Source organism: Tildeniella sp., from assembly GCF_059505325.1.
On the sequence record NZ_JCACKI010000017.1, the window covers coordinates 48,613 to 73,848 of the forward strand.

The window sequence follows — 25,236 nt, forward strand, 5'->3', positions numbered from 1 at the left end:
AACTTCACGGGTCTTGACAACTTCACTTACGTCACGCAAGATGCGCTGGGTGCCACCTCCAACACGGCGACAGTGAGTTTGAGCGTCACTGCCCCTGTGCCCGTGAATCAAGCACCCGTGGCGACCCCGGATGCCTTCACCTTGAGCCAGAACACGACATTCACCACCGGGAATGTCCTGAGCAACGACAGTGACCCCGACAACAACCTGCCCTTCACCGCGCAACTGGTTGCCGATGTCACACAGGGCAGTCTGACGCTCAACAGCAACGGCAGCTTCACCTACATCCCGACCGCCAACTTCACGGGTCTTGACAACTTCACTTACGTCACGCAAGATGCGCTGGGTGCCAACTCCAACACGGCAACGGTGAGCTTGAGCGTCACTGCCCCTGTGCCCGTGAATCAAGCACCTGTCGCAGTTGGGGAGTCCTTTAGAGCTGTCACTAGTACGCCCTTAACAGTCTCAGCGGCAAATGGAGTGCTGCGGAATGATACTGATGCTGATAGTTCAACGCTGACAGCTCTTTTAGTCACTGCGCCCAGTAACGGTAGTCTCGCTTTGAATAGCAATGGTGCTTTTGTCTATACGCCAACAACCAACTTCAGTGGCACAGACACGTTTGTCTACAAGGCGAACGATGGTAATGCGGATTCAAATTCCGCTACTGTGACGCTTACTGTGTTGGGTAACACGGCTCCAACTGCTAATGCGGATACGTATACCGTTGCTGCTGGTGTGCCTCTCACGATCGATCAACTCTCTGGTGTGTTGAGAAATGATAGTGATACAGAAGGCGATACTTTAACTGCCAACCTGGTGACTTCTAGCAACGGTAGTCTTACCTTCAACAGTAACGGTACGTTTACCTATGCACCCAACGCAGGTGTCACGATCGGCACCGATACGTTTGTGTATCAGGTCAACGATGGCTTTGTGAACTCTGCTCCAGCAACAGTCACTTTGAGTATTGGTGCCAATGCCGCTCCGATCGCCCAAAACGATACGTATACTGCCTCTGCTGGTAACACTTTAACGGTCAACGAACTCTCTGGCATACTTGCCAATGACACGGACGCTCAGCCACTGACGGTTAGCCTTGTGAGCGATACTACGAATGGTAGTCTCACGCTCAACAGCAACGGCTCCTTCACTTACAGACCCAACGCCTCGTTTACCAGCGGTATCGATACCTTTGTTTATCAGGCAGGCGATGGGGCATTAACCGCTTCTGCAACCGTCACGCTTAATGTCACCAGCGCAACGGCTCCGATCGCCCAGAATGATGCTTATCAAGTCGTTGCAGGGACGACACTCAGCGTCGGGCAAACATCCAGCATTCTCAACAACGATAGCAATACCAATGGAGCCACACTCACTGCCCAGCTTGTGACCCCTGCCAGCCAAGGAACAGTTGTTCTCAGCGGCGATGGTACCTTTACCTATACGCCTAATGCAGGAGTCGCCAGTGGCACTGATACGTTTGTCTACCAGGTGAATGACGGTGTTCTCAACTCCAGCCCTGCTACAGTCACGCTTACGATCGCCAGCAATGCTCGCCCAGTTGTCAGTAACGATAGCTATGCAGTCGTCACTAACAGCCCCCTGACCGTTAATGCACAGGGCATACTGGCAAATGATACCGATAGTGATGTGGGTCAAACGCTGAAAGCACAGCTAGTGAGTCAACCCAGTCATGGCAACTTGCTGCTACGGGCAGACGGCTCCTTTGTCTATACCCCAGATCAGGGTTACCTCGGTGTTGATACGTTCACTTACAGCGCCAACGATGGCATCCAAGACTCAACCAGCCTGGGTACGGTATCGCTATCGATCGCCACCAACGCGGCTCCGATCGCCAATGCCGACACCTACAGCGTTAACAAAAACAACACCCTCATCATCAATGCGGCGAATGGAGTGCTGAAAAATGATACAGACATTGAACCTCTCACTGCTAGCGTCGTCACAAACCCCTTACAAGGTAGCCTCACTATCAACAGCGACGGGGCATTCACTTACACACCGAACGCTGGGGTGACCAACACCACAGACACGTTTGTCTACAGGGCAAGCGATGGTAGCCTTAGCGCTAACGCGACTGTCACAGTCACGATCAAGGACACTAGCTCACCACCAACGCCAGTCGATGACACAGGCTATACCGTCAATGCGAACGGAACCCTCACTGTCACAGTGCCAAACGGAGTGTTGCAAAACGACACTGACCCTGAAGGTGACGCACTCAGGGCGGTCAGTGGCAGTGCGCCTAGTCACGGTACAGTTGCCCTGAATAGCGATGGTTCCTTTGTCTACACCCCTACTGCTGGTTACACGGGCACCGATAACTTCACCTATTTTGCGAACGATGGTATCTCCAATTCGCTCAGTCCAGCAACCGTTTCGCTGACGATCGGTGGTGCGAATCAGTCACCTGTGATTACCGCTCCGGGAAGTCAGGTCGTCTTCCGTAACACCGATCTGGTCATTTCTGGTCTCAGCATTGGCGATCCAGATGCGGGTGCCAATGCGGTTGCTGTGACGCTGGCAGCCAATAGTGGCAACCTGACGCTGAACACAACTACCAACCTGGCTGTAAGCGGTAACGGCATGCAAACGGTCGCTTTTACTGGCAGCATTGTTGATATTAATGCCGCGTTAGCTAACCTCACCTATCGTCCTGTGAATGCTGGTTTCACGGGATCTGACCAGATTACGATCGCGGTCAACGACCAAGGCTTTACAGGCACAGGCGGCGCTCAAACGACAAACGCGACCATCAGCGTCAATGTCACCAACGGACCAGCGCTGGTTAAAGACATCAACCCCACTCAAAACGCGACTGCTACGGGTACTAACAGTGCCACACCCAACAACCTGACGGCGGTTGGCAGTACACTTTTCTTCTCAGCGAATGATGGGGTGAGTGGGGTCGAGCTATGGCGGAGCGATGGCACCGATACAGGCACCAGCCAGGTTGCTGACCTCAATGCAACCCCCGACACCAGTGGTTCCTCAAACCCCAGCAATCTAACAGTCATCGGCAACACGCTGTACTTTACTGCCAACAATAGCTTTAGAGGTACGGAACTGTGGAAGGCTGATCTGACGGGCGCAACAAGCCCGTCGATCGTCAGGGACATTCGATCGGGTTCCGGCAGCTCCAATCCTCGCAACTTGGTGAACTTTAACGGCACGCTCTACTTCGAGGCGGATGACGGTAGCGGACTGGTATTGTGGAAGACCGATGGCACAACCGCTAACACCGTCAAAGTCGAGACGACAGTGGGCTATAGTCAACCTGGGCTGCTGGTCGCAGCGGGCAACACACTCTACTTCACCGCAAGCAACGGCAATCAGCTTTGGCGGATCAACAGCGAAGGCACGCAGACCACATTGCTACAGGACATTGGATCAGGTGCTGGCATTACCAATCTGGTGGCGATCGGTAATACCCTCTTCTTTACCGCCACTGATAGTAGCAATGGCATGGAACTATGGCGCAGCGATGGCACTACGGCTGGCACCACTCGCATTTCTAATATCAATTCAGGAGTGGGTGACGCAAACCCCAGCAGTCTGGTGAATCTCAACGGTACGCTGTACTTCTTTGCAAAAGATGAGTCGAATGTCTACAAGCTATGGCAGAGCACAGCGGCTGGGGTTGTTTCCTCAGTGGGCACACTCCCATCAGTCGGGCAAGCGCCTACGAGCCTCACGGTTGTAGGATCAAAGCTGTTCTTTGTGGCAGATGCAGGCACTAGCAGCACACCCGATCTCCAGCTTTGGCAGAGCGACGGTACCAACGCCAGCCTGGTCAAGGCAATTAACGTCAGTGGCAATGATGCAGTTGCTTCGCTGACCAATGTGAATGGTAGTCTATTCTTCACAGCGAACGATGGCAGCACTCGCATCTGGAAGAGTGACGGTACTAACGCTGGTACGGTTTCTGTGAGCGCGAGCTTTACTGGCGTTACGCCTCACAATTTCACAGCCGTTGGCAGTCGTCTCTTCTTTACAGCCGAAACGACTACTAGTGTGCTGATCATCCCTGATCCGCTCAACAACCCCGCAGTCTTTACACAAATCAATGGCACTACGGGTGAAGAACTGTTTGTGCTCTAAGCCTGTGGAGAGAAAGTTGTGAGGTTGGCGGCGGCAGATAGAATTGAAGTGATTCAATAGAGAGTAGTTCACTGGCAATTTGCCTGACGTTGAGACGCGTGACGATGAATCCCAATGCCTCAGGTTCGAGTTCTTCATCGGCAGCAAGTAGTACTACTCATTCTGTAGAAGATGGGTTAACCAGCAGCAACGGTCATGGGGCGAGCGGTAGCGCTTCGTCTCAGGCGGCTGCTCCACTGGGTCAGACACCACTGTCGTCTACAACACCTGGACCGATCGCCCAACTTAATCAGTTTGATGCGCCCCGTGGTTTGTCTGCGACGACGATCGTGCTGGGAGCGACAGCCATCATGGTGGCAGGTTTTGTACTAAACCTGAGCTGGCTGGGGCTGTTTGGTGCCGCGATCGCACTTGCCGCCTCTGTGAGTATTCTTTGGGTGCCCTTTCTGCGCCCCTTTTTAAGAGAGCTGGTCTCTAGTCAGGAGGCAGCGGTACCGATCGCCTTTGTGGGTGGTTTTGTTGCTGTCGTTGCCTTGCTGAAGCTGATTGGAGTCGATCGCTGGTTCAGCGGTTTATTTGCTCAGGCAAACTGGGATGCGATCGGTGCTCTGGGTGAAGTTTTTGGCGCAGTCGGACAGATTTTGATTGCGCTGCTGGCGGTCTACATTGCATGGCGGCAGTATGTAATTGAAAAGGATTTGACGACTCAGCAGAACCTGATCACCCAGCAGCAGACGATCGACAGCTTTTTCCAGGGTATTTCTGACTTGGTGCTGGATGATGATGGCTTACTGGAAGATTGGCCCCAGGAACGGGCGATCGCAGAAGGGCGCACGGCGGCAATTCTGAGCAGCGTTGATGGCGGCGGCAAAGCCAAAATCATTCGCTTTCTCAGCCGTGCCCGTCTGCTCAGTCCGCTCAAGCGCGATCAACGGCTGGGACGAGCCATTCTGGATGGCACTGGTGGGTATGAAGAAGACCGCGTTTACGGCGTGCGCGTCATTGACCTGGGTGTCATGCTGGCTGGAGCCGATCTGTCTAATTCCGATCTCCGTTGGACTGACCTGAGTGAAATCAACCTGATTCGTGCCAATTTAAGCAATTGTGATCTCGTCAGGACTAATCTTTCTGGCACAATTCTTTGTCAGGCAAGCTTGCGCGGCTCGGACTTGAACGGCACTCGCTTGTTTTACGGCAAGGCTAGAACTGCCAGTCCTCGCAGCAAAACAGAACACCCTGATTACCGCACGGGTGCCTATACTGGGGCTGTTGTGGAAAATGCTGATTTAACGGGTGCAGTGAATCTGTCTGAGGAACAGCGGGAATATTGCTGTGCCTGGGGCGGCAGCAAAACACGTAGTTCGATTCCTGGCGGCTGTGAAGGGATTCCGAATCAGTTAGAGCGGTAGAAGTCCATGATCTCAAGGCTCACTTTGTGCGGTACGTCAAGCTCAGCCTTTTTCTGGTGACCATCGTCTGTGTAGCAGTAACGGCTGTAGTAACGTCTCGACTGGGAACGATCGAGTCGGCACAGCTACAGGGATGGTTACGATCGACGGGCGTGTGGGCACCCGTTCTTTATATCCTGCTGTACACGATCGCCACCATTCTAGTCATGCCATCGACTCCGCTGAACCTACTGGGAGGCGCACTCTTCGGTCCCTGGTTAGGAACGCTGTGGACGAGTGCAGGGGCAATGATAGCCGCAATTGTCACTTTTGCTTTCACCCGGACGATTGGACGTGAGGCGATCGCCCGTAAGCTCTCTGGACGGTGGCAAACACTGGATGCTGAAGTGCGTCGCGGCGGTTTACCCTATATGATTGCCATTCGGCTTGTACCATTTATGCCCTATGGGTTGCTCAATTTTGCGGCAGGGCTAACCTCGGTAAGCTACCGGGACTATATTCTCGGCACACTCTTAGGCACGACTCCCGGTATTCTGCCGTATGTTTTGCTGGGTAGCTCTGGTTTGAGAGCGCTTCAGACAGGCGATTTGCTGCCATTGGTAGGGGCACTGACACTGACTGGTATTCTGATTGCAGGCTCGACCTGGTATCGTCGTCAGCGATCCCAACGCGACAGCATCCGTCCGCCTACACCGTCAGAGTGCTTTGATCCGCAGGACAAATAACCCATGCAGCCAACCTACTCCTTCATCGTGCCCGTGTTTAACGAGGAAGCCACGCTTCCAGAACTCTATCGTCGCCTGAGTGCAGTGATGGATTGTATGGACGGCTCAGTTGAAGTCGTTTTAGTGGATGATGGGAGCCACGATCGCTCCCTAGCATTGATGCGTGAACTGCACGAGCGCGATCACCGCATTTGCTACCTCAGCTTTACACGCAACTTTGGGCATCAAGTTGCCGTGACTGCTGGGCTGAATTTTGTACGTGGACAGGCGATCGTTGTGCTGGATGCCGATTTACAAGATCCACCCGAACTCATTCCTGACCTGGCAGACAAATGGCGACAAGGCTATGACGTGATCTATGCTCAGCGAGTACAGCGTCATCAAGAAGGCTGGTTTAAGCGCTTGACAGCGTATGTGTTCTATCGTCTACTGCGCCAGCTTGCCGATGTAGACATTCCGACGGATACAGGCGACTTTTGCTTGATGGATCGACGCGTTGTCGATACGCTTAACGCCATGCCAGAGCGGAACCGCTACATTCGAGGGCTGCGATCGTGGCTGGGCTTTCGGCAAATTGCCATTCCCTTTGAACGCGACTCCCGGTTTGCAGGTGACGTGAAATATACATTCCGCAAGTCGCTGGCATTGGCGATCGACGGCTTGGTCTCGTTCTCTAGAGTGCCGCTCCGCATCTCAACGTATGTCGGGCTGTTTGCGGCTGTGATCGCGATCGTGATGGCAATTCTAGTCATCTACTGGCGTTTTTTCTCGCCTGTTTCACCGCTTACTGGCTATGCCACGATCGCGGTAGCTATCTTTTTTCTGGGGGCTGTGCAGCTCTTCAGTATCGGCATTTTGGGCGAATACATTGGGCGCATTTACGAAGAAGTGAAAAATCGTCCTGTGTATGTTTTAGGAGAAGTCAACGGCTTTGAGATCGGCAACGTTCGCCAAGGAGCGCCTGTGAACGCGATCAGGGAGCCTTTTTCAGAAACGCGCCGGAGAAGTCTATAGGGCGTTGCTGAACAAAAATATGAATTGTCAAATCTGCCCTCACCCTAACCCTCTCCCAACGGGCGATGGAACTCGATTCGATTCTAGCTCCCTTCTCCTTGGGGAGAAGGGCTGGGGATGAGGGAAATCATACTTGCATTCAGCAACGCCGTCTATAGAATTTGCAACCGCGCTAAGTCCAGCCGTCTCTCTGCCTTGACAAACGTTTGCCATGAAGAGCATCACTTACAATGGTGACTATGCGTCAATGAGAGGACGAGCTGCTTAATGCAGTGCAGTCGATCAAAGTTGATCCATTGCCTTGTCGATCGACGCGCAAGGGCAGCAGTAGAGGTCATTGTAGGGAGTGAAAGCGTGCCGAAAACCGCGAGATATTTGTTAGTTGGATCGACCGAAGCTTACAGTGGGAAGTCGGCAACGGTGCTTGGCATTGCTCACCAGTTGAAAGCGAAAGGTCTGGATCTCGCCTACGGGAAGCCCCTCGGAACCTGCTGGAGTGGCTCAGAAACGACTGATGTTGAAGAAGACGTGCAGTTTGTGGGCAAGGTGTTGCACCTACCCGCCGATCGCCTCCAGCCCACGATCCTGGCATTGGATGAACCAACGATTCAAAAACGCATTCTGGGTGACGATCGCATCGATTATCCCCAGGCGCTCAAAAAATATCTCCAAATGCGCGGTCCTGATCTGGTGCTGCTAGAAGGTCCAGCCAACCTAGAAGAAGGAAGTTTGTTTGACCTCTCATTGCGGCAGGTCGCAGAAGGCGTGAATGCCAGGATTCTGCTGGTGGCACGCTTCAACTCATTGCTGATTGTGGGCGCGCTGATTTCGGCACGACGACGCTTGGGCGATCGCCTCCTGGGTGTTCTGATCAATGACATTCCCGAAGAACGGCTAGAGGAAGTCAAAACGACGGTGCAGCCTTATCTGGAGAAACGGGGCATTCCGATTTTTGGCTTACTCGCCCGCAGTGCGCTTTTACGCAGCGTCAGCGTGAACGAACTGGTGAAACAACTGAAAGCAGAAGTACTCTGCCGCCCCGATCGCCTGGATTTGATGGTCGAAAGCCTCAGCATCGGCGCAATGAACGTCAACTCAGCGCTGAAGTATTTCCGCAAAGGTCGCAACATGGCAGTGGTAACGGGCGGCGATCGCACCGATATTCAACTGGCTGCCCTGGAAACGTCAACGCAATGCTTGATTCTGACGGGACAGATGCCCCCTTCTCCCGATATTCTCAGCCGTGCTGATGATCTGGAAATCCCCATTCTCTCTGTGGATTTAGACACACTATCAACCGTTGCCATCGTCGATCGCGCCTTTGGTCAAGTCCGCGTCAACGAACCCGTCAAAGTTGAGTACATCTGCAACTCAATGGCAGAAAATTTCGATGCCGATCGGCTGATAGCAGAATTAGGGCTAGAACCTGCGGTGACGGCGTAGTTCTGCGTATAACTGATCGGTAAGGCATCAATAGTGTCCTGTCAGTAGGTATCGGAAAAAATGATGACTGCCTTAGTACAAGAACTTTTGAATAACTTCGATCGTTTGACAGATTCAGAACAGCTAGATTTGGCGTTAGAGATTCTAAAGCGAACAGTTTGCTTAGATTTTCCACCCTTATCTGATGAAGTCTTAGTCTTGAATGCAGAAGAACTTTTCTTGGAATTAGATCAGCAAGAAGCTCTGTATGAATAGCTATGGTTAGCCCTGTTCGCGGTGAAGTATGGCTAGTCGATTTGGGTTATGTAGCGAAAGTCAGACCATGCTTGGTCATCAGTATCCCTGCTCTCAATCAAGACCGCGCGTTAACGACGCTGATTCCTCATACGACAAGTTCACGTGGTTCAAGATTTGAAGTGCAAGTCAAAGCTAGATTTCTTCGAGAAGGAGTCTTTGACATACAAAACATCATCACAGTTCCTTACGCAAAACTTTTACGCAAATTGGGAACGCTGACACCTGAGCAAATGGTAAGTAGCTATGTAGAATTAAACGTAGGATGTGTTAGGCATTGCCGTAACGCATCAAAACCTTTAGCAGCATGGGTTACGCTTCACTTTTCTTGAATGCCGAAGGCTATACCCATCCTACGCAGATTTTATATTTAATTGAGCCTTCCTACTTAGAAGTTGAGAAGGTATTGCGCTTTTGGCTGGGGTTTGAAGAGAACATGACTGAAGAAGACGAAGAGTAAAGTAGTCTTTGTATTAGGTGGGTTGTCTGTGTAACTTTCCCCTCAGCCCTTCTGCACTGCCATTGTCACGAGGCTAAACAACTCTTGCGGATTGCCCGTGTCTCCAAATGCTCCTTGGGAGCGCGCTTCGACCTTAAAGCGTGGTTCGTTGGAACTGCCGTAAATGATAACGGGTGTATTCACGCCCAATCTCTGCAACTCTCGGAGCAATTCGTATCCTGCTGTAGGATTACCCGATTGCCGCATGTCCGAGACGATCGCGTCGTAGGCATTGATGCGAATTTTTTCGAGTGCATCCGGGGTCGAGGGACTGATGGTAAAGCCGATGCCCAACGCTTCGAGCGATCGAATAGCGTGAGCATTATCCACTGCATGGTCATCGATCCAAAGCACTGACGCTTTGGCAAGCTGTTGCGCTACTTTAGGCTTCAGCGTTTGGCTGACCACGGTCGCAATTTCCTTTGCCTCTTCCGCACCGGGCAACTGGGGACTGCCGTTTGTGGCATCACCAGACTTGATTGCTGAGGCTGATCCCAGAAGTACGCCTGCCTCAATGCGCCGCTTTGCTGTAGCCTCTAGCCCCGATGCGCCTGCCCTGAAGCTAAACTCGCCCAGGTTGTTGACAAAATTCCGCAGCGGCGCACCAAAGTAGATGAGAACAAACAGAATCAGCAACTGCCAGCTTACGCCTTGCACCAGTGAAACCAGCACTTGCAGCAGTTTGGTCAGATCGTCGATCGTCATCACGCTCACTACCCTTTGGGACGGTAGAGATAACCATTGCGTAACTGCACTGCCGGATGGTTAGACAGGCGAATCAGACTTTCATCATGCGTGGTCACAATGACCGTAATGCCAACCGAGTTGAGCTTTTTGAGAATTTTGATCACTTGCCACGAGTTATCCGGGTCAAGGTTGCCAGTTGGTTCATCGGCAAGCAAAATGGGCGGTGTGCCCACGATCGCCCTCGCAATGCCAACCCGCTGCTGTTCTCCTCCCGAAAGCTGGTCGGGGAAGCAGTCTGCCTTGTGCACCAAGCCCACCATTTTGAGCGCGGGCTGTAGCCGACGGTGAATTTCCTTACGTGGCAACCCCTGTGCCCACAGTACAAATGCCACATTTTCCATGACCGTGCGACGTGGAATCAGCTTGTAATCTTGAAAGACAATCCCAATGCGGCGGCGCAGTTGAGACAGCCGATCGCCTCTCAGAGTAGCTAAGTCGCAGCCATCTACCAGCACTTCGCCCTGACTGGCGTGTTCTTCCCCGTACAGCAGCTTCAGCAGCGTCGATTTACCAGAACCCGATGGACCTGTAATAAAGAGAAAATCACCCCGCTGGATGTCAAGGCTGACATCCACTAACGCTTTGCTACCGTTCTCGTAGGTCTTGCTGACTCCACGCAAGGACACGATCGCCTCAGCGCCAACCGTTTGTGATGCCCTATCTGTCGTGTTGGAAGGCTGCCCGTTAAATACCTGGGTCATAAAGACGTTGATACCTCGATCCAACCCATTACATCACAAAAGAGGAGTTTTGAGTGAAAGGCAAAGAGTGAGAAGTTGTTAGTTTTTGGTTGTTAGTTGTTAGTGAACAAGCAATACCTGTCTGCTCTCTAACCCTGATTGACTGACAAATCTTTTGCACTGTTGCCCAAACTGCCCTCACCCCCAACCCCTCTCCCAGCGGGCGAGGGGAGCCAAACCAATCGCTTGTTCCCTCTCCTGTGGGAGAGGGCTAGGGTGAGGGCGGTTGAGTTTTGTCAGTCAATCAGCTCTAACCTGTAATTTCTGACTTCCTACCCCTTTGATCTTCTAACCATCCCTTTTTCTAACAACTAGCAACTAACAACCAGAGATCTTTCTTGCCTTTCACCCTTGCATCAAACGATACACCAGCGATCGCCACGCAAACTTTGGTAATGCCAGCATCCGTCGCCAGCGCCAAGGTTCCTGATACAAACGGTAAACCCATTCCAGATGATTGTCTCGCAGCCAGCCCGGAGCACGAGTTTTTACCCCTGCCCAGATATCAAAACTGCCGCCAACGCCAATCCAAATAGCGTTTGGACAGACATGACGATGTTCGGCAATCCAAAATTCCTGCCGGGGCACACCCAAACCAACGAGAATCAGTTGGGGTTGAGTCTCTTTCAACGCTTGCAGAAAGGTTGGGGTATCTTCAGGGGTAAGGTAGCCGTGTTGAGTGACCGCGATCGCCAATCCCGGTAACCGCTCCCGCCAGATTGTCGCTGCTGTTTGAATCACATCAGGTTGCCCCCCAAAAAACGCAACAGTGCCGAGAGAAGGCGTTTGCGAAGCATTCTGCAGGACTCGTCCAAATTCGCGCAGCAGCGATTCTGCCAGTTCAATGCCAGGACGGCGTTGCGTCGATCGACCGTACAGCTTCAAATACAGCACAATCCCCGCACCGTCAGGAATCACCAGCTCTGCCTGTCGAATAATCTGAGCCAACGGGAGATTGTGTTCTGCCGCCATTGTCATCTCAGCATTCAGCGTCACCACATGACAGCCTTGCTGCTGTTGAGCACGAGCAACGAGCCAACCTGCATAATCATCCAGCAGATGAACAGGCAAACCTAAGACCGAAAACGGCTCTGGTGCTTCTAACGGAACGAATTTTTGCACAGTGCTGCCTCACGCCCTCAGAGCTGAAGTCTTCAAGCACTAGATTTTACCGTAGTTCGATCGCAAAGAGCCAAACGAATGATGCACAATCAAGGACTGACAGACGGTGATCGGCTACAGCGTTCTTGGTATCATTCCTAACCGATTCAGCAACTGCTCATCTTGGGTGCTGTCAGGATTCGGTGTCGTTAATAGAACGGGTCCTGTGAAGATGGAATTGGCTCCCGCAAGTAAACACAGCGCTTGCAGTTCATCGCTCATTTGCAAGCGTCCCGCAGAGAGACGCACGATCGCCCCTGGAAACAAAATACGCGTGGTGGCAACCATTCGCACCAGTTCAATGGAATCCACAGGGGGAGTATCTTTGAGCGGCGTTCCGGCTACAGGCACAAGGCAATTGATGGGAATCGACTCTGGTACTGGATCGAGTGCTGCCAATGCTGCCAAAAGGGATAGTCGATCGTCCACCGATTCGCCCATACCAAGGATGCCACCACAGCAAACCGAGATACCAGCATCACTGACTGCCTGAATGGTTTCCAGACGGTCTTGATACGTGCGCGTGGTGATAACTTGACTGTAGTAATCAGGCGACGTGTCGAGATTATGGTTATACGCGGTCAGCCCCGCTTCTTTCAACCGCTGTGCCTGATGGGGCTTGAGCATTCCTAGCGTGCAGCAAACTTCCATCTCCAACGCAGCGACCTGACGCACCATTTCTAGCACGCGATCGAACTGGGCACCATCTTTCACTTCTCGCCATGCTGCACCCATACAAAAGCGAGTGGAACCATGCGCTTTTGCGGCTTTTGCCTCAGCCAGCACTGTCTCAATGTCTGCTAATGGCTGTGGCTCTAGCGACGTTTTGTTATGAACGCTTTGAGAGCAATACGCACAGTCTTCAGGACACAGCCCCGTTTTAATGTTACACAACGTACAAAGCTGCACTGCGCGCGGGTCGTGATGCTGACGGTGAATCTGCTGTGCCTCAAACAATAGATCGGGTAGCGCCTGGTGATAGGTGCGATCGATCCGTTCACGCAGCGATTCCTGGGCAGAGTATCTTTGAGGCAGCGTTGTCGTCATAAGAAATCCCATCTATAGCTGTAGAAACGCCGATTGCAACGTTCCAGCGCGATCGCTTTCGCTAGATTACACCGTCTCTACGATCTCTGGATAGAGCAATTGATAGCCCGCCTCGCGCAGCTTTTGATTTGACACTCTCGCATTGTAGGGACGAGTACTGGTTTGAGACGCATCCCAAACAACGTTCGGCAAATTGTGAGCGGCAAACACTCGCTCCAGTAACTCCCGCGTCGTGACAGGAACATTGCCTACCAAATTGTAGATGCCTGTTAATGAGTGCTGTCGCGCAAAGTCGATCGCGCCCACAATGTCTTCCAGATGCACCCAATTCGCCGCATCGTCTCCAGCTCCGGGTCGCGTTGTGCCTGCTGCCCGTCCAAAAATTTTGATTAGCTCGCGTCCTGCCCCATAGATGCCGCCGAGCCGCAAAACGCAGACCTTGAGCGTATCACTTGCTGCACTCAGTAAAACCTGCTCAGTTTCTGCCAGAATTTCACCATTACGGTTAGCAGGCGTAACCTCTGAGTTCTCATCGACCCAATCTCCCTGTCGATCGCCATACACCGCATAGCTACCTGTGTAGATCACCTGCTGCACCGTTGGCGCTTGCTTGAGCACTGTCACCAATGTTTTCGCCGTTTGCAGATACGTCTCTTCATACGCGTTGGCATTGGGCGCACCCACACTCAGCAAGACAACGGCTTGGTTTTGGAGGAGCGATCGCACTCCCGCCTCATCGTTGCCCTTCACGATCTGTACGTTCTGCACCACTGATTCCAGTTCGGACACGCGATCGGGCGTTGTCGTCGTCGCTGTCACTGTCAACATTGGTCGCCACTGTTGAGCAACCGCTTTGCCCACATAGCCACAGCCAATAATCGCCACATTCGTCAAAGCACTCACCAATAATTTAATTCAAAAGGCTAAAGGATAAAAGATGAAGGATAAAAGTAGGAGTCAGAAGCCAGAAGTCAGCACTTGGCTTTAGCCTGTAGCCTTTAGCTTTCAGCCTTCAGCTTTCAGCTTTCAGCCCTTAGCCTACTCTCTACTCCCTACTCCCCACTCCCCACTCCCGACTCCCTATATCTTCGACACTTCCCGCTTCGGTGTCAAAAGCCTTGCTGCCAGCACACCACCTAAGAAGCCAAATAGATGTCCTTCCCAGGAAATACCGATGCGCGTAGGTAACACGCCCCAGATGAGGCTGCCGTAGAGTGCGCCAACAAAAAGCGACATGGCGATCGCCGTCATACTACGCTCGAAATAGCCCCGCGCCAACAGATAGCCCAGATAGCCAAAAATTACGCCACTTGCGCCAATGTGTATGCCAGAGGAGCCAAATATCCACGTACCCAAACCACTGACGAATGCGGTGATGAGACTGACCCAAAAGAAATCGCTGGTTTCGCGCAGCATGATCAGCCAGCCCAGCGCGATAAACGGCACGGTGTTGCCAATTAGATGAGCAAAGTTACCGTGCAGAAAGGGTGCAAACAGAATGCCACGCAGCCCGATCGCAGTACGCGGAATGATGCCATAAATATCTAGCGTTTCACGCAGCCCTGCTCGAAACACGAACTGATCCAGAATCTCGACTGCCCACATCATTGCTATCAAGCCACCCAAAATCCACACCTGGGTTTTGAACTCTTGCGCGATTGCCGTTCCTTCTTTGCTACTGCTCATGCTGCCTCTATCGTCCACTCATCTGTAAGGGTTTCTGACTGACACTACATCTACAACACGCCTCCCTCCGTTATTGTACAAATTCTGCCCCGCGATCGTTGTGCTCACAAAGCGCTAACGACGATGACAGGTCTGGGAAAATAATGGTTGCTTGCATTATTGTGGTGTACAGCGATTAATCTCTGAGGCGCACTCATGGCAGGCGAACGAAACGTTACGCTGACGATCGACTTAAACGACTCCGATTTGAGTGCGGAGGAGACGGATGAAGCTGTTCAGAATCTTCTAGCTCAAATGCGGGAGCTGGATGAAATCGAATTTGACTATGCGTATGAGAAAGCACAAGCGTTTCTGAAGGGCAGTTGATTAACAATGGCAAAGATCGCACTACTAATTGGGATCAGTGAGTACGCACCTGGATTAAATTCTTTGCCTGGGGCGCTCAAAGATGTCGAGGCAATGCAACGGGTTTTGCAGCATCCTGAAATGGGTGCCTTTGCTGAGTCAGACATCAAAGTGCTAAAGAATCCTGAGCGCCAAGAGATGGAAGAGGAAATTCAGGCTCTCTTCGACGATCGACACCGGGATGATTTAGTACTGCTTTTCTTCTCTGGGCATGGCATCAAAGACAGTGCTGGCAAGTTCTATCTCTCTAGCTGCAAAACACGTAAAACTGCTCGTGGAGAGTTGGTGCGTCCAACAGCTACATCCGCTAGCTTCGTACAGGAAAATCAGAAAAATAGTCGTTCGAGACGACAGGTAATTATTCTTGATTGCTGTTTTAGTGGTGCTTTTGCTGAAGGAATGCTGGCGAAAGACGATGGCTCAGTTGATCTTAGGTCTCAACTGGGAAGTGAAGGCGGAGCAGTGCTTACATCTTCATCCTCGATCGAGTATTCATTTGAGCTACACGACTCAGAACTCTCTGTCTACACTCGCTACCTAATAGAAGGATTAGAAACGGGTGACGCAGATCAAGACCGTGATGGTTTTATTGCCATCGGTGAGTTGCATGAATATGCTAAACGCAAAGTTCAAGAAGTTGTGCCAGGGATGAAACCTGAAATTTATCCCTCAAAGGAGGGGTACAACATTAAATTGGCGCATGTTCCGTCAACCGATCCAGCCTTGCGCTACCGTCGAGAAATTGAACGACTGGCTTATTTGGGCGACATTACTTTTGCCCATCGAACTGTTATTGATAGCATACAAGCTTGGTTGAGTATGCCCCTTCAAGATGACGTTCGTATGTCTTCTACGCGACGCAAAATGTTGAATGCATTTTCTCAAAAATTAGGACTCTCGCCAGAAGTTATTCGCAATTTAGAATCGGAGTCACTCCAGCCTTATCGAGATTTTTATAAAAGACTGGAAAGCTACGAACAAGAATTGATTAACTATTTAAAGCGCGAGAAGCCCCTGAAGGATTCCACTCGCAGAGCATTGAAAGAATTACAACACGCTCTGCACATTCCAGATGAGCACGCTAGTGCTGCTGAACAGCGTGTCTCAAAACGAATCAACGGTTTTCCTTATTTAAGAATGCAGACCATTCAGAATTTAATGCAGTTCAAGTTTCCTACTATACTAACCTATGTATTTTTTGCTGTTTTAGCGTTCGGTACTTCTGTTTATTTAGTGCAAATATTTCAATTCAGGCAAGAATCTACTGTAAACAGTATCGATTCAGCCGAAAGTTTTCCGTCCTCGACCACCCCTTTCCCAAACATAAGCGACTCGATCCCCGTTTCGCCTTCTCTAGCTCCCAGTGGATCTTCTATCATTCAAAGCCAAATGAGAGTTCATAAGCGGAACGGTATCGATCAGTATGAGATAGGGTATAAAAGTAACCCAAATATTGCTCGAAATTATTATCAGAGGGCAATCGATGAGTTTAGTCAGGCAATCAAGCTTGCTCGACCCGAAACTGAAGACCCTGAACTATATCTACTTCGCGGTAATGCTTATTTAAGTTCTAGTGATAGACAACATGCCATTCAGGATTACACGGCAGCAATCAATTTCTCAACGGACAATACTTTGCTAGCAAAAGCCTATGAATGGAGAGGTGATGCCCACAATGCTCTTTCTAATAAGCAAGTTGCCATCGAAGATTATCAGAGTGCAATCAAGTATTACGGTATGCAAAGTATGGCATCAGATATGAGTAACGTACAGAATAAGCTTCAGAAGCTTCAAGTAAAATAAAGCACGATCGCCCTTAAACCAATTATGCAGGAGCGATCGCGCTGGTGAAGAGAAGGGGCGATCGTTGTTTCAGGTTTTGCTGAGTGCGATCGCTAGTAGATTGGGGTTTGAAGCGAGCGGATATACTAAGGGTATTGCAGTTCTGGGAGTCGCCATGATTCAAATTGTAGAAGCTGTCTTTGATGGCAGCACTCTTCATCCCACCGTGCCTCTAGAGCTGGAAGCTGGCACACGAGTACGAATCACTTGTCGAGAGCGTATCGCCAGAAACACCAGCCAGCTCAGAGTCGTTTCTGCAAACTGCCAAAGCTCTTCATTTACAAGGCGCTCCCGATTGGTCAGCAAATATCGATCGCTATTTGTATGGTGACGTTGCTCAGGAAAATGACTGAGGTTTTTCTGTCGATCGCCCTTAAGCCAATCATGTTGAGGCGATCGCCTTTGTAAAGCGAAAGAGCGATCGTAACCCGCTAAACTGAAAGCGTAAGCATTCTAACGTCGATCAGACTAGAGATTTTAGCAGAGGTGATAGTTGTGACGATTCGAGAAAGGGCGATCGCGAAGCTACAGCAACTTCCAGAGCCGCTTCTGCAAGAGATCAGCGACTTTATCGATCTCATCGCCTACAAATATCAAGCTAAAGTAGCTAATCACCTCATTGAAGACGATCGCTTTGAAGCTTGGGCGCAGTGGTTTGAGGTTGCTGATAGCTTAGAAATTACTCCAACAACCCCAACCAACGACTATCAGCAACGCTTGCTGAATAAATATCGGCAACAAGGTCTCAACTTGTGATTCTTTGCGATGCTGGGGTTTTGCTTTGTCTAGTCGATAGAACCCAACTTCAGCACAACGCTTATCGAACGACTGTTACTGGCTTAGCAAAACCTCTGGTCACAACCTGGTCATGTCTAACAGAAGCTATGTATCTCGCTCTCCATCGCGGCGGTTGGGCGATGCAAAAGCAATTGGGGCAGCTTCTCTTAGATCAATTGCTTGTCATTTTCGAGATTCAGGAAGATGACTATGTTCGTTTATTGGAGTTGATGGAGAAATACCGCGATCGCCCAATGGATTTAGCAGACGCAACGCTGGTTCTAGTGGCTGAAAAGACTGGCTATCGACAAATTCTCACGCTTGATTCGGATTTTTTGTTTTATCGTATTGGCGATCGAGATACCTTTGAAATCATTCAGGTTTGAACCTAAACAGCGATCGCCCTTGAGCCATCATGTAGGAGCGATCGCCCTTGGAAAGAGAAGAGACGATCGCTGCGGTAAAACAAGCGAGAATAGAACCAAAGAAGGTCGCGGAGACACGCCATGAGCCAAACCTCATCTGAAAAAGTTCGTTGGACGACTGCCGATCTCGATCTCCTCGCAGCCGACGAATGGAAGCGCTACGAAATCATTGACGGAGAACTCTTTGTGACAAGGGCACCCCACCTCAGGCATCAATCCGTGATTCGTAATATCTGCAACGAATTAGGCAACTGGTCAGACAAGACGCAGTTAGGAGAAGCATTTCCAACACCCGGCATTATCTTCAGCGATGCTGACAATGTCATCCCAGATGCAGTTTGGATCAGTGTTGAGCGCATGGAACGCTTCACAGACGAAGCGGGGCATTTTATTGGGGCACCCGAACTGATCGTCGAAGTGCTGTCCCCAGGCGCTACCAATGAACGACGAGACCGTGAAGCTAAACTTAAGCTCTACTCATCCCAGGGCGTTGAGGAATATTGGATCGTTAACCGAGAATTACAACAGATTGAAATGTACCGCCGCGAAAATGCTGCCCTTAAGCGAACCGCTACTTACAACGCTCAGGACACTATTACCTCGCCGATTTTGCCGGGTTTTGCATGCCTCGTACAACGCTTCTTTAGACAGATTGGCACAACTAGATAGGCGTGATCGCCCTTGAGCCAATCATGTGGAGGCGATCGCGTTTGTGTAGAAAAGATTGATCGCTAACGGTGAACCTACTCCCTCATACACACGCCAGGTAAAATGCGATGTGGCAATCGGGAGTAAGTAAATGCCAACTGTGTTGAGAAAAGATGGCTTCAGGGTTGTCATTTATTTTGACGATCACCTGCCATCTCATGTTCATGTTCTCAACGCTGAGAGTGAGGTTAAAATCGATTTGGGAAGCAAGATTAAGCAGCCGACTGTTTTGGAGTATCGTGGCGATCGAAGAGACGCTGTGAAAGCCTTGCAGCTTGTCATCAGTCATCAATCCGACTTGCTTGAAGCGTGGAGGCAAATTCATGGAGAAGCCTGATCGATTGGATGCAACCTTGGAAGTGCAACTGGATCAAGCAAGCGACGCTGCAATGTTTGCTGATGCAACCGAACCTCGTGCGCTCTCTGCTGCTTACGATCGTGCCTCAGGCAAAATCGTGATCAATTTAAAAGATGGCTCTACCTTTATGTTTCCTCATGAACTGGGACAAGGGTTAGTAGGAGCCGAACCAGACGAGCTTGCAGCAGTCGAAGTAACTCCATCAGGCATTGGGTTGCATTGGGAGGCACTAGACGTTGATTTGACCGTTCCTTCACTCTTACGTGGCATTTATGGCACAAAAGCTTGGATGGAGAAGCTGAAACAGAAACAGAACGTCGCGTAGCCAGAACAAATCGCTCGATCGGCAGTGAGCGGAGCTTTTACAGAACACGATCGCCCTTGAGCTAATCATGTAGAAGTGATCCTGCTTGTGAAGAGAAGGGGCGATCGCTGTAAAGCTACAATTTAGAGCAATGACATCTCGCTCACAAAACTATGCCTTGGAAACTTGAGGACGCAAAACAAAAATTCTCTGAACTGATCCACGCTGCTGTTGAAGAGCCTCAGCTGATCTACGATCAGAACCAGTTGGTTGTAGCTGTCGTAAAAGCTGACGTTTATCAGGAATTTCTCGTCTGGCAACAGCAATCTCAAAAACCTGCTTTAGCCAGCGCGTTTACAGAACTGCGTGAACTTTGTATAGAAGAAAATTATCTGCTGGAAATGCCTCCTCACATTGGTAACACGCAATACTCGCGATTTTGAAGACTGCCAAATTTCTATCCTTAACCCCTTCACCGAATTCTGAGAACATTGCCCATCTGGACACGATCGCCCTTGAGCCAATCATGCAGAAGTGATCCTGCTTGTGAAGAGAAGGGGCGATCGCCCTTCAGCCAATCATGTAGGGGCGATTGTTTCTTCCGTCTCACCAAAACTCAGCGTCAGGCTCCGTGAGACAGGGTGATCGATTAAATTTCTTAATTTCAGAGAGGCGTTTGTTGATTTCAGCTACACATTCATTGATTTTGCATAAGCATTCATTGATTCCAAAGACAGACTTCTTTGTTTTCGATAAGTTTTAGTTAATTTGCATGAGCAATTTTCAATATTGCGTAGACGTTTCTCGATTTTGCACAAGTGATGTTTGCTTTCTAAGCAGATATCACTGCACTTGAGAGCGATCGGGTGTGAGAAGAGAAGGGAACAACTCGCATCGCTTTTTTACGTCTGCTCCATACTTTTGAGGGAGTGATCGCAGCTAAGACTTAGCTATAAGAATGAGCAAATGATTTAATCACGGCTCATTTTATGCCAGCAACTACAGTGGAATCGTTTGCAAAGCACGCTGCGATCGCCTCTCTCAATGCCTATCAGAAACATCTCTCACCCCGCAAAGGCTTTTCGTGTCCCCATCGCTTGCTCTACGGCAATGAATCTTGTTCTGATTACACTAAACAGGTGCTGATCAACCAGGATCTAAGGGCTGCCTTGAAACTGGTGCCAAGCCGCTTTCAGGCGTGTAAGGTTGCGGCTCAAACATTACAACGCCAGCAAGCAAGCAGTGGCTGTATTGTCATTCCTTGTTGTATACCGCTTTAAGAGGACGTTTTAAAGGTCCAGATGCTTGTAGCCTTGGCGACTGAAGTCGCGGCTACAGAGGCAAAACCTGCCGTTGCAGGTGATAAAACCCTTACTCTGCGGTCGTCCGCGCAGGCGGACTTTGTTTACGTAGTCGCGGTTTTAACCGCCAGACACTTTTCAAACAACCTTTAAGCTAGGGCGCGTCATCGCCGTAACGCACCAATAGATAATCGTTGGGTGCGTTACGTTGCACCGAAACAACGTATCGACAAATGCGCGCCGGATCTAGAGCTACGTGTAGAGGCAAAACAGCCTGGATATTTGCTGCTTAAAGTTCTGGCTTCACCCGCGTCGAAACCTGATCTAGAACCGTGCAAGTTGAGCTTCAACCAACTGATGGTGTCTAGCGTTCAATGATCGTTAACAGCGGAAAGTAACTCGATCGCGGACACGCTAGTGGAGCAAGGAGCAATTTAATTCCCATGTAGCGATGCCATCATACGAGAGCATTAAACCCTTGTAGGGTTTAACGTCTCCTGGTAGTTTAATTGAGACTAAGTGCGTTGCATCCAAACCAAAATTCAGGATAAGCCATCATGACGTTAGAGAATCAGCGCTTGCAAGACTGCCGTGACGGTAAAGCGGCATGGAAACAGTGGGGTCCCTATCTCAGTGAGCGCCAGTGGGGTACGGTACGAGAAGACTACAGCGATAACGGTGATGCCTGGAATTATTTGTCTCATGACCAATCACGATCGCGGGCATATCGGTGGGGGGAAGATGGCTTAGGCGGCATTAGTGACGCTCATAACCTGCTCTGTTTTGCGCTGGCATTGTGGAATGGCAACGACCCTATCCTGAAAGAACGGCTGTTTGGGTTAAACAACAGCGAAGGCAATCACGGCGAGGATGTGAAGGAATACTACTTCTATCTGGACAGTACGCCGACTCACTCTTACATGAAGTACCTGTACAAGTACCCTCATGCGGAGTTTCCCTATGCCGATTTGGTGAATACCAACCGTAGTCGCAGCCGCGATGAATTGGAATATGAGCTACTAGATACAGGTATTTTTGATGACGATCGCTACTTTGATGTGTTTGTGGAATACGCCAAGGCAAGCGCTGACGACATTCTGATTCAAATTAAAGTGTGCAATCGGGGGGCAGAAGCCGCCTCTCTGCATTTACTGCCAACGCTGTGGTTTCGCAATACCTGGAGTTGGAAAGATGGTGGTTCTAAACCCATCCTACGAAAGTATGAAGGTGCAGGCTACAGCGTTGTTCATGCTTATCACACCAACCCACTCTTTCAAGAAAAGCTGGAAGACTATTATCTCTATTGCGATCAGGTGTTGCCGCTGCTCTTCACAGAAAATGAAACTAATAACGAGCGTTTGTTTGGCACTGACAATGACAGTCCCTATGTCAAAGATGCCATTCACAACTATGTGGTGCATGGGCAGACTGAAGCGGTGAATCCAGCGGCGATCGGTACCAAAGTTGCGCCCCATTATCAAATTACGGTAGAAGCAGGCGGCACACAAATCATTCGGTTACGCCTTGCGTCAACGCATCCCAATCAGATGGGCAATCCGTTTGATGCCTTTGAGCAGGTCTTGACCGATCGCCAGCAAGAAGCCGATGCGTTTTACGATGCCATGACACCCGCTTCGGTGAAGGCTGACCCCGATCGCTGTAATGTGATGCGGCAAGCGCTGGCAGGAATGCTGTGGTCAAAGCAATACTTCTACTACAATGTGGACAAATGGCTAGAGGAACATAACGTCAATCCTTACATGCGACCTGATCAGCGGCGACACGTTCGCAATAGCGATTGGCACCATATGTATACCGATGATGTCATTTCCATGCCCGATAAATGGGAATATCCCTGGTTTGCAGCCTGGGATTTGGCATTCCACATGCTTCCCTTGAGCATTGTTGATCCTGACTTTGCCAAGCGTCAGCTAGAGTTGATGTTGCAGGAAGATTATATGCATCCGAATGGTCAGATGCCTGCGTATGAATGGAACTTTGGTGATGTCAATCCACCCGTTCATGCATGGGCAACATGGGAGATTTATACGCGCGATCGTGAGCAAAACAATGGTGTGGGTGACGTTAACTTCCTGAAATATGCCTTTTCTAAACTGCTGATTAACTTTACCTGGTGGGTGAACCGCAAAGATGCCATTGGCAATAACGTCTTTGAAGGCGGCTTTCTAGGCTTGGATAACATAGGAGTGTTCGATCGCAGTGCGCCATTACCGACAGGTGGCATTCTCGAACAGGCGGATGGTACGGCGTGGATGGTGTTTTTTAGCCAGCGAATGCTACAAATTGCTGTGGAGTTGGCGATTCATGATCCGCTTTACGAAGACCTGGCAATCAAGTTTTTTGAGCATACGCTGTGGATCGCTGGGGCGATGGATCGGATTGGTGAAAACTGTGATGAGCTATGGGATGAAGAAGATGGCTTCTTTTACGATCTGCTGCGGTTGCCGAATGGCGATTGTCAGCGGTTGAAGGTGCGATCGATGGTCGGGTTGCTGCCGCTGATGGCGATCGCGGTATTTCCACCCAATGTGTTTGAGAAACTGCCCAAATTCAAAAAACGAGCGCAGTCGTTTCTCATGCGACATCCCGAACTCACGGCTAACATTCAATTGCCCACGGCTCCGGGCTTGCATGGACGACTGATGCTTTCCATTGTGAATGAGCAAAAGCTTCGCCGCCTTTTGTCCAAGATGTTAGATGAGACTGAGTTTCTCAGCGCTTATGGCATTCGAGCGCTGTCCCGCTACCACCATGATCATCCTTTTGTTTTCGACCATGCTGGACAGGAGTTTCGAGTTGATTATTTGCCCGGTGATTCCAACACAGGTATGTTTGGTGGTAACTCTAACTGGCGCGGTCCAATCTGGATGCCTGTGAACTTTCTGCTGCTGCGATCGCTCATCCATCTCTATGGTTATTACGGTGATGCGTTCACGATCGAATATCCCACAGGCTCAGGGCAACAGAAGACCCTGTTTGATGTGTGGAAAGAAGTGAGCGATCGTCTTACCCAAATCTTCTTAAAAGATGAGTCGGGGCGACGACCTGTTTACGGTGGCGCAGAAAAGTTCCAGACCGATCCCTATTGGAAAGATCTGATCTTGTTCTACGAGTATTTTCACGGTGACAATGGTGCGGGCATTGGTGCCAGCCATCAAACCGGGTGGACAGGCTGTGTGGCGCGCATCATTCAACAAACTGGGTTCATGACGAAGGAAATCGTCTCCCAAACGTCTACACCGGGAGACACGCTTCACTATCAGTACTAAGCGGTCAGCGGTCAGCGGTCAGCGGTCAGCAACTGGTTGTAGACCGATCGCTGATGGTTAAATGCGCCCCCAATCATGAGCTTAGGGGATTGCGAGCTTAGGGGATTGCAAGAAAATAAGATACCCGTGGTTTGGGTTTCGGCTACGCTCAACCCGCTACGACTGAAGGTTGAGCGCCGTCGAAACCTGATTCATTGGTCGGCTATTAAACCGCAAAGCCCTTAGCTTTAGCAAATCATCATCAGGTCGCTGGTTGTGGTGTTAGGGTAGGGCGCTTAGCTGGCAAAAGTGGGGCAGCAGGCGATCGCGCTGGTAAGGCTTTGGCGATCGGTGCAGGCGCAGGCTTGAATGTTGCTAACTGTACCAGGTCAAACTTTTGCAGCCACGCAAGGCGATCGTCTCTTGTAAACGAGGGATCACGAGAAAGTACTTTGACCTGATAGCGGTTATTGATCAGAATGCCCGTTGCTGTTGTACCCTGATCGACTGCCGGATAGTTTGCCACCTTAAAATCGGTTGCCTGATACTTAGCAGCGGCTGTCGGAAGACTGGTTGTATCGCTGATCGACAGCATGGCAACTGGTTTGCTATTTTGTAGCACCTTATATTCAGCAAACCCTTTCTTTTCCTGTGTCGGGATAATCTCATAGCCCTTCACTTCACGCGGAAATAGTTTATTAAAGGAGGCACCTTGTTCAGCCGTTTTAGCCACAGCAGTTGGTGCGCCCCTACGCGTCGAATCTTGCTGTGCTTGAGCGAAGGGAGACGTTGCTTTAGGAGTACAAGCCGTCGTCAGCAGCAACACAAAGCAAAAAGAAAGGGAAACCAGCAGGCGACGCAATGGGGCAGAAAGGCTGAGCATCATCACTAAAAACTCCTAATCACTCGTACTCTGTAAAAAGAACATTGGTTCATCTGAATGCTTCAAGGTCTCGT

The 25,236-nt window shown here is 50.3% G+C and carries 27 protein-coding genes and 1 pseudogene; 19 read left to right on the forward strand and 9 right to left on the reverse strand.

The window, feature by feature from the left end; translation table 11 throughout:
* The 8 genes and pseudogenes from AC5JO6_RS07330 to AC5JO6_RS07365 all read left to right on the forward strand — a co-directional run.
* Positions 1 to 4,125 (forward strand): cadherin-like domain-containing protein (locus AC5JO6_RS07330; RefSeq protein ID WP_496080400.1); only part of this gene is annotated, 4,125 nt, incomplete at its 5' end.
* A gap of 104 nt (positions 4,126 to 4,229) precedes the next feature.
* Positions 4,230 to 5,534 carry a pentapeptide repeat-containing protein gene (locus AC5JO6_RS07335; protein WP_496080401.1) on the forward strand — a complete coding sequence of 435 codons (1,305 nt, stop codon included), beginning with the start codon at positions 4,230 to 4,232 and terminating at the stop codon, positions 5,532 to 5,534.
* A gap of 26 nt (positions 5,535 to 5,560) precedes the next feature.
* Positions 5,561 to 6,259: a TVP38/TMEM64 family protein gene (locus AC5JO6_RS07340; protein ID WP_496080402.1), complete on the forward strand. Its 699-nt coding sequence runs from the start codon at positions 5,561 to 5,563 to the stop codon at positions 6,257 to 6,259.
* Positions 6,260 to 6,262: 3 nt separating this feature from the next.
* Positions 6,263 to 7,273: a glycosyltransferase family 2 protein gene (locus AC5JO6_RS07345; RefSeq protein ID WP_496080403.1), complete on the forward strand. Its 1,011-nt coding sequence runs from the start codon at positions 6,263 to 6,265 to the stop codon at positions 7,271 to 7,273.
* A gap of 354 nt (positions 7,274 to 7,627) precedes the next feature.
* Complete coding sequence (locus AC5JO6_RS07350; RefSeq protein ID WP_496080404.1) at positions 7,628 to 8,716, forward strand: phosphotransacetylase family protein; 1,089 nt, start codon at positions 7,628 to 7,630, stop codon at positions 8,714 to 8,716.
* A gap of 63 nt (positions 8,717 to 8,779) precedes the next feature.
* The gene (locus AC5JO6_RS07355) at positions 8,780 to 8,971 is read left to right on the forward strand and encodes a hypothetical protein (protein ID WP_496080437.1); all 192 of its coding nucleotides are present in this window, start codon (positions 8,780 to 8,782) and stop codon (positions 8,969 to 8,971) included.
* A 2-nt stretch (positions 8,972 to 8,973) separates the two neighbouring features.
* Positions 8,974 to 9,249, forward strand: a pseudogene (locus AC5JO6_RS07360) (type II toxin-antitoxin system PemK/MazF family toxin); the annotation flags it as partial.
* 68 nt (positions 9,250 to 9,317) lie between these two features.
* Positions 9,318 to 9,470: a hypothetical protein gene (locus AC5JO6_RS07365; protein WP_496080405.1), complete on the forward strand. Its 153-nt coding sequence runs from the start codon at positions 9,318 to 9,320 to the stop codon at positions 9,468 to 9,470.
* 42 nt (positions 9,471 to 9,512) lie between these two features.
* On the opposite strand, the gene AC5JO6_RS07370 is transcribed toward AC5JO6_RS07365, so the two are convergent.
* The 6 genes from AC5JO6_RS07370 to AC5JO6_RS07395 all read right to left on the reverse strand — a co-directional run bounded on the left by AC5JO6_RS07370 (position 9,513) and on the right by AC5JO6_RS07395 (position 14,890).
* Positions 9,513 to 10,214, reverse strand: a complete 702-nt coding sequence (locus tag AC5JO6_RS07370; protein WP_496080406.1) for a response regulator — start codon at positions 10,212 to 10,214, stop codon at positions 9,513 to 9,515.
* Between the two features lie 8 nt (positions 10,215 to 10,222).
* Complete coding sequence (gene ftsE, locus AC5JO6_RS07375; protein WP_496080407.1) at positions 10,223 to 10,957, reverse strand: cell division ATP-binding protein FtsE; 735 nt, start codon at positions 10,955 to 10,957, stop codon at positions 10,223 to 10,225.
* 384 nt (positions 10,958 to 11,341) lie between these two features.
* Positions 11,342 to 12,118, reverse strand: a complete 777-nt coding sequence (locus AC5JO6_RS07380) for a WecB/TagA/CpsF family glycosyltransferase (RefSeq protein ID WP_496080408.1) — start codon at positions 12,116 to 12,118, stop codon at positions 11,342 to 11,344.
* A 114-nt stretch (positions 12,119 to 12,232) separates the two neighbouring features.
* Positions 12,233 to 13,204, reverse strand: coding sequence for a biotin synthase BioB (gene bioB / locus AC5JO6_RS07385; RefSeq protein ID WP_496080409.1), 972 nt, complete (start codon positions 13,202 to 13,204; stop codon positions 12,233 to 12,235).
* A gap of 66 nt (positions 13,205 to 13,270) precedes the next feature.
* Complete coding sequence (locus AC5JO6_RS07390) at positions 13,271 to 14,107, reverse strand: NAD-dependent epimerase/dehydratase family protein (RefSeq protein WP_496080410.1); 837 nt, start codon at positions 14,105 to 14,107, stop codon at positions 13,271 to 13,273.
* Positions 14,108 to 14,284: 177 nt separating this feature from the next.
* The gene (locus AC5JO6_RS07395; protein WP_496080411.1) at positions 14,285 to 14,890 is read right to left on the reverse strand and encodes a rhomboid family intramembrane serine protease; all 606 of its coding nucleotides are present in this window, start codon (positions 14,888 to 14,890) and stop codon (positions 14,285 to 14,287) included.
* 195 nt (positions 14,891 to 15,085) lie between these two features.
* Between AC5JO6_RS07395 and AC5JO6_RS07400 the strand changes: the two genes are divergently transcribed.
* On the forward strand, positions 15,086 to 15,256 hold the full coding sequence (locus AC5JO6_RS07400; protein ID WP_496080412.1) for a hypothetical protein: 171 nt from the start codon (positions 15,086 to 15,088) through the stop codon (positions 15,254 to 15,256).
* 6 nt (positions 15,257 to 15,262) lie between these two features.
* Entirely contained in the window at positions 15,263 to 17,098 is a 1,836-nt protein-coding gene (locus AC5JO6_RS07405) for a caspase, EACC1-associated type (protein ID WP_496080413.1), read from the forward strand.
* Between the two features lie 22 nt (positions 17,099 to 17,120).
* Here AC5JO6_RS07405 and AC5JO6_RS07410 read toward each other — a convergent pair whose 3' ends face one another.
* Positions 17,121 to 17,297: a hypothetical protein gene (locus AC5JO6_RS07410; protein WP_496080439.1), complete on the reverse strand. Its 177-nt coding sequence runs from the start codon at positions 17,295 to 17,297 to the stop codon at positions 17,121 to 17,123.
* Between AC5JO6_RS07410 and AC5JO6_RS07415 the strand changes: the two genes are divergently transcribed.
* From AC5JO6_RS07415 to AC5JO6_RS07445, 7 genes are all read left to right on the forward strand, one after another.
* Positions 17,253 to 17,468: an antitoxin family protein gene (locus AC5JO6_RS07415; protein WP_496080414.1), complete on the forward strand. Its 216-nt coding sequence runs from the start codon at positions 17,253 to 17,255 to the stop codon at positions 17,466 to 17,468. The two genes, AC5JO6_RS07410 and AC5JO6_RS07415, sit on opposite strands and share 45 nt — an antisense overlap.
* Before the next feature lie 164 nt (positions 17,469 to 17,632).
* Positions 17,633 to 17,893 carry a hypothetical protein gene (locus AC5JO6_RS07420; protein WP_496080415.1) on the forward strand — a complete coding sequence of 87 codons (261 nt, stop codon included), beginning with the start codon at positions 17,633 to 17,635 and terminating at the stop codon, positions 17,891 to 17,893.
* Positions 17,890 to 18,300, forward strand: coding sequence for a type II toxin-antitoxin system VapC family toxin (locus AC5JO6_RS07425; protein WP_496080416.1), 411 nt, complete (start codon positions 17,890 to 17,892; stop codon positions 18,298 to 18,300). The genes AC5JO6_RS07420 and AC5JO6_RS07425 overlap by 4 nt, the downstream gene beginning before the upstream one ends.
* Before the next feature lie 120 nt (positions 18,301 to 18,420).
* A complete protein-coding gene (locus AC5JO6_RS07430) occupies positions 18,421 to 19,008 on the forward strand; it encodes a Uma2 family endonuclease (protein WP_496080417.1) in 588 nt (195 codons plus the stop codon).
* A 130-nt stretch (positions 19,009 to 19,138) separates the two neighbouring features.
* Positions 19,139 to 19,384, forward strand: a complete 246-nt coding sequence (locus AC5JO6_RS07435; RefSeq protein WP_496080418.1) for a DUF4160 domain-containing protein — start codon at positions 19,139 to 19,141, stop codon at positions 19,382 to 19,384.
* Entirely contained in the window at positions 19,371 to 19,730 is a 360-nt protein-coding gene (locus AC5JO6_RS07440; protein WP_496080419.1) for a DUF2442 domain-containing protein, read from the forward strand. Before AC5JO6_RS07435 ends, AC5JO6_RS07440 begins: the two co-directional genes overlap by 14 nt.
* Positions 19,731 to 19,882: 152 nt before the next feature.
* Complete coding sequence (locus AC5JO6_RS07445) at positions 19,883 to 20,152, forward strand: prevent-host-death protein (RefSeq protein ID WP_496080420.1); 270 nt, start codon at positions 19,883 to 19,885, stop codon at positions 20,150 to 20,152.
* Between the two features lie 29 nt (positions 20,153 to 20,181).
* Here AC5JO6_RS07445 and AC5JO6_RS07450 read toward each other — a convergent pair whose 3' ends face one another.
* Entirely contained in the window at positions 20,182 to 20,319 is a 138-nt protein-coding gene (locus AC5JO6_RS07450) for a hypothetical protein (RefSeq protein WP_496080421.1), read from the reverse strand.
* A gap of 379 nt (positions 20,320 to 20,698) precedes the next feature.
* On the opposite strand from AC5JO6_RS07450, the gene yidD reads away from it, so the two are divergent.
* Positions 20,699 to 20,989, forward strand: coding sequence for a membrane protein insertion efficiency factor YidD (gene yidD, locus AC5JO6_RS07455; RefSeq protein ID WP_496080422.1), 291 nt, complete (start codon positions 20,699 to 20,701; stop codon positions 20,987 to 20,989).
* Positions 20,990 to 21,567: 578 nt separating this feature from the next.
* On the forward strand, positions 21,568 to 24,300 hold the full coding sequence (locus tag AC5JO6_RS07460; RefSeq protein WP_496080423.1) for an MGH1-like glycoside hydrolase domain-containing protein: 2,733 nt from the start codon (positions 21,568 to 21,570) through the stop codon (positions 24,298 to 24,300).
* A gap of 241 nt (positions 24,301 to 24,541) precedes the next feature.
* Here AC5JO6_RS07460 and AC5JO6_RS07465 read toward each other — a convergent pair whose 3' ends face one another.
* Positions 24,542 to 25,165, reverse strand: coding sequence for a hypothetical protein (locus AC5JO6_RS07465; protein ID WP_496080424.1), 624 nt, complete (start codon positions 25,163 to 25,165; stop codon positions 24,542 to 24,544).
* Positions 25,166 to 25,236: the final 71 nt, after the last annotated feature.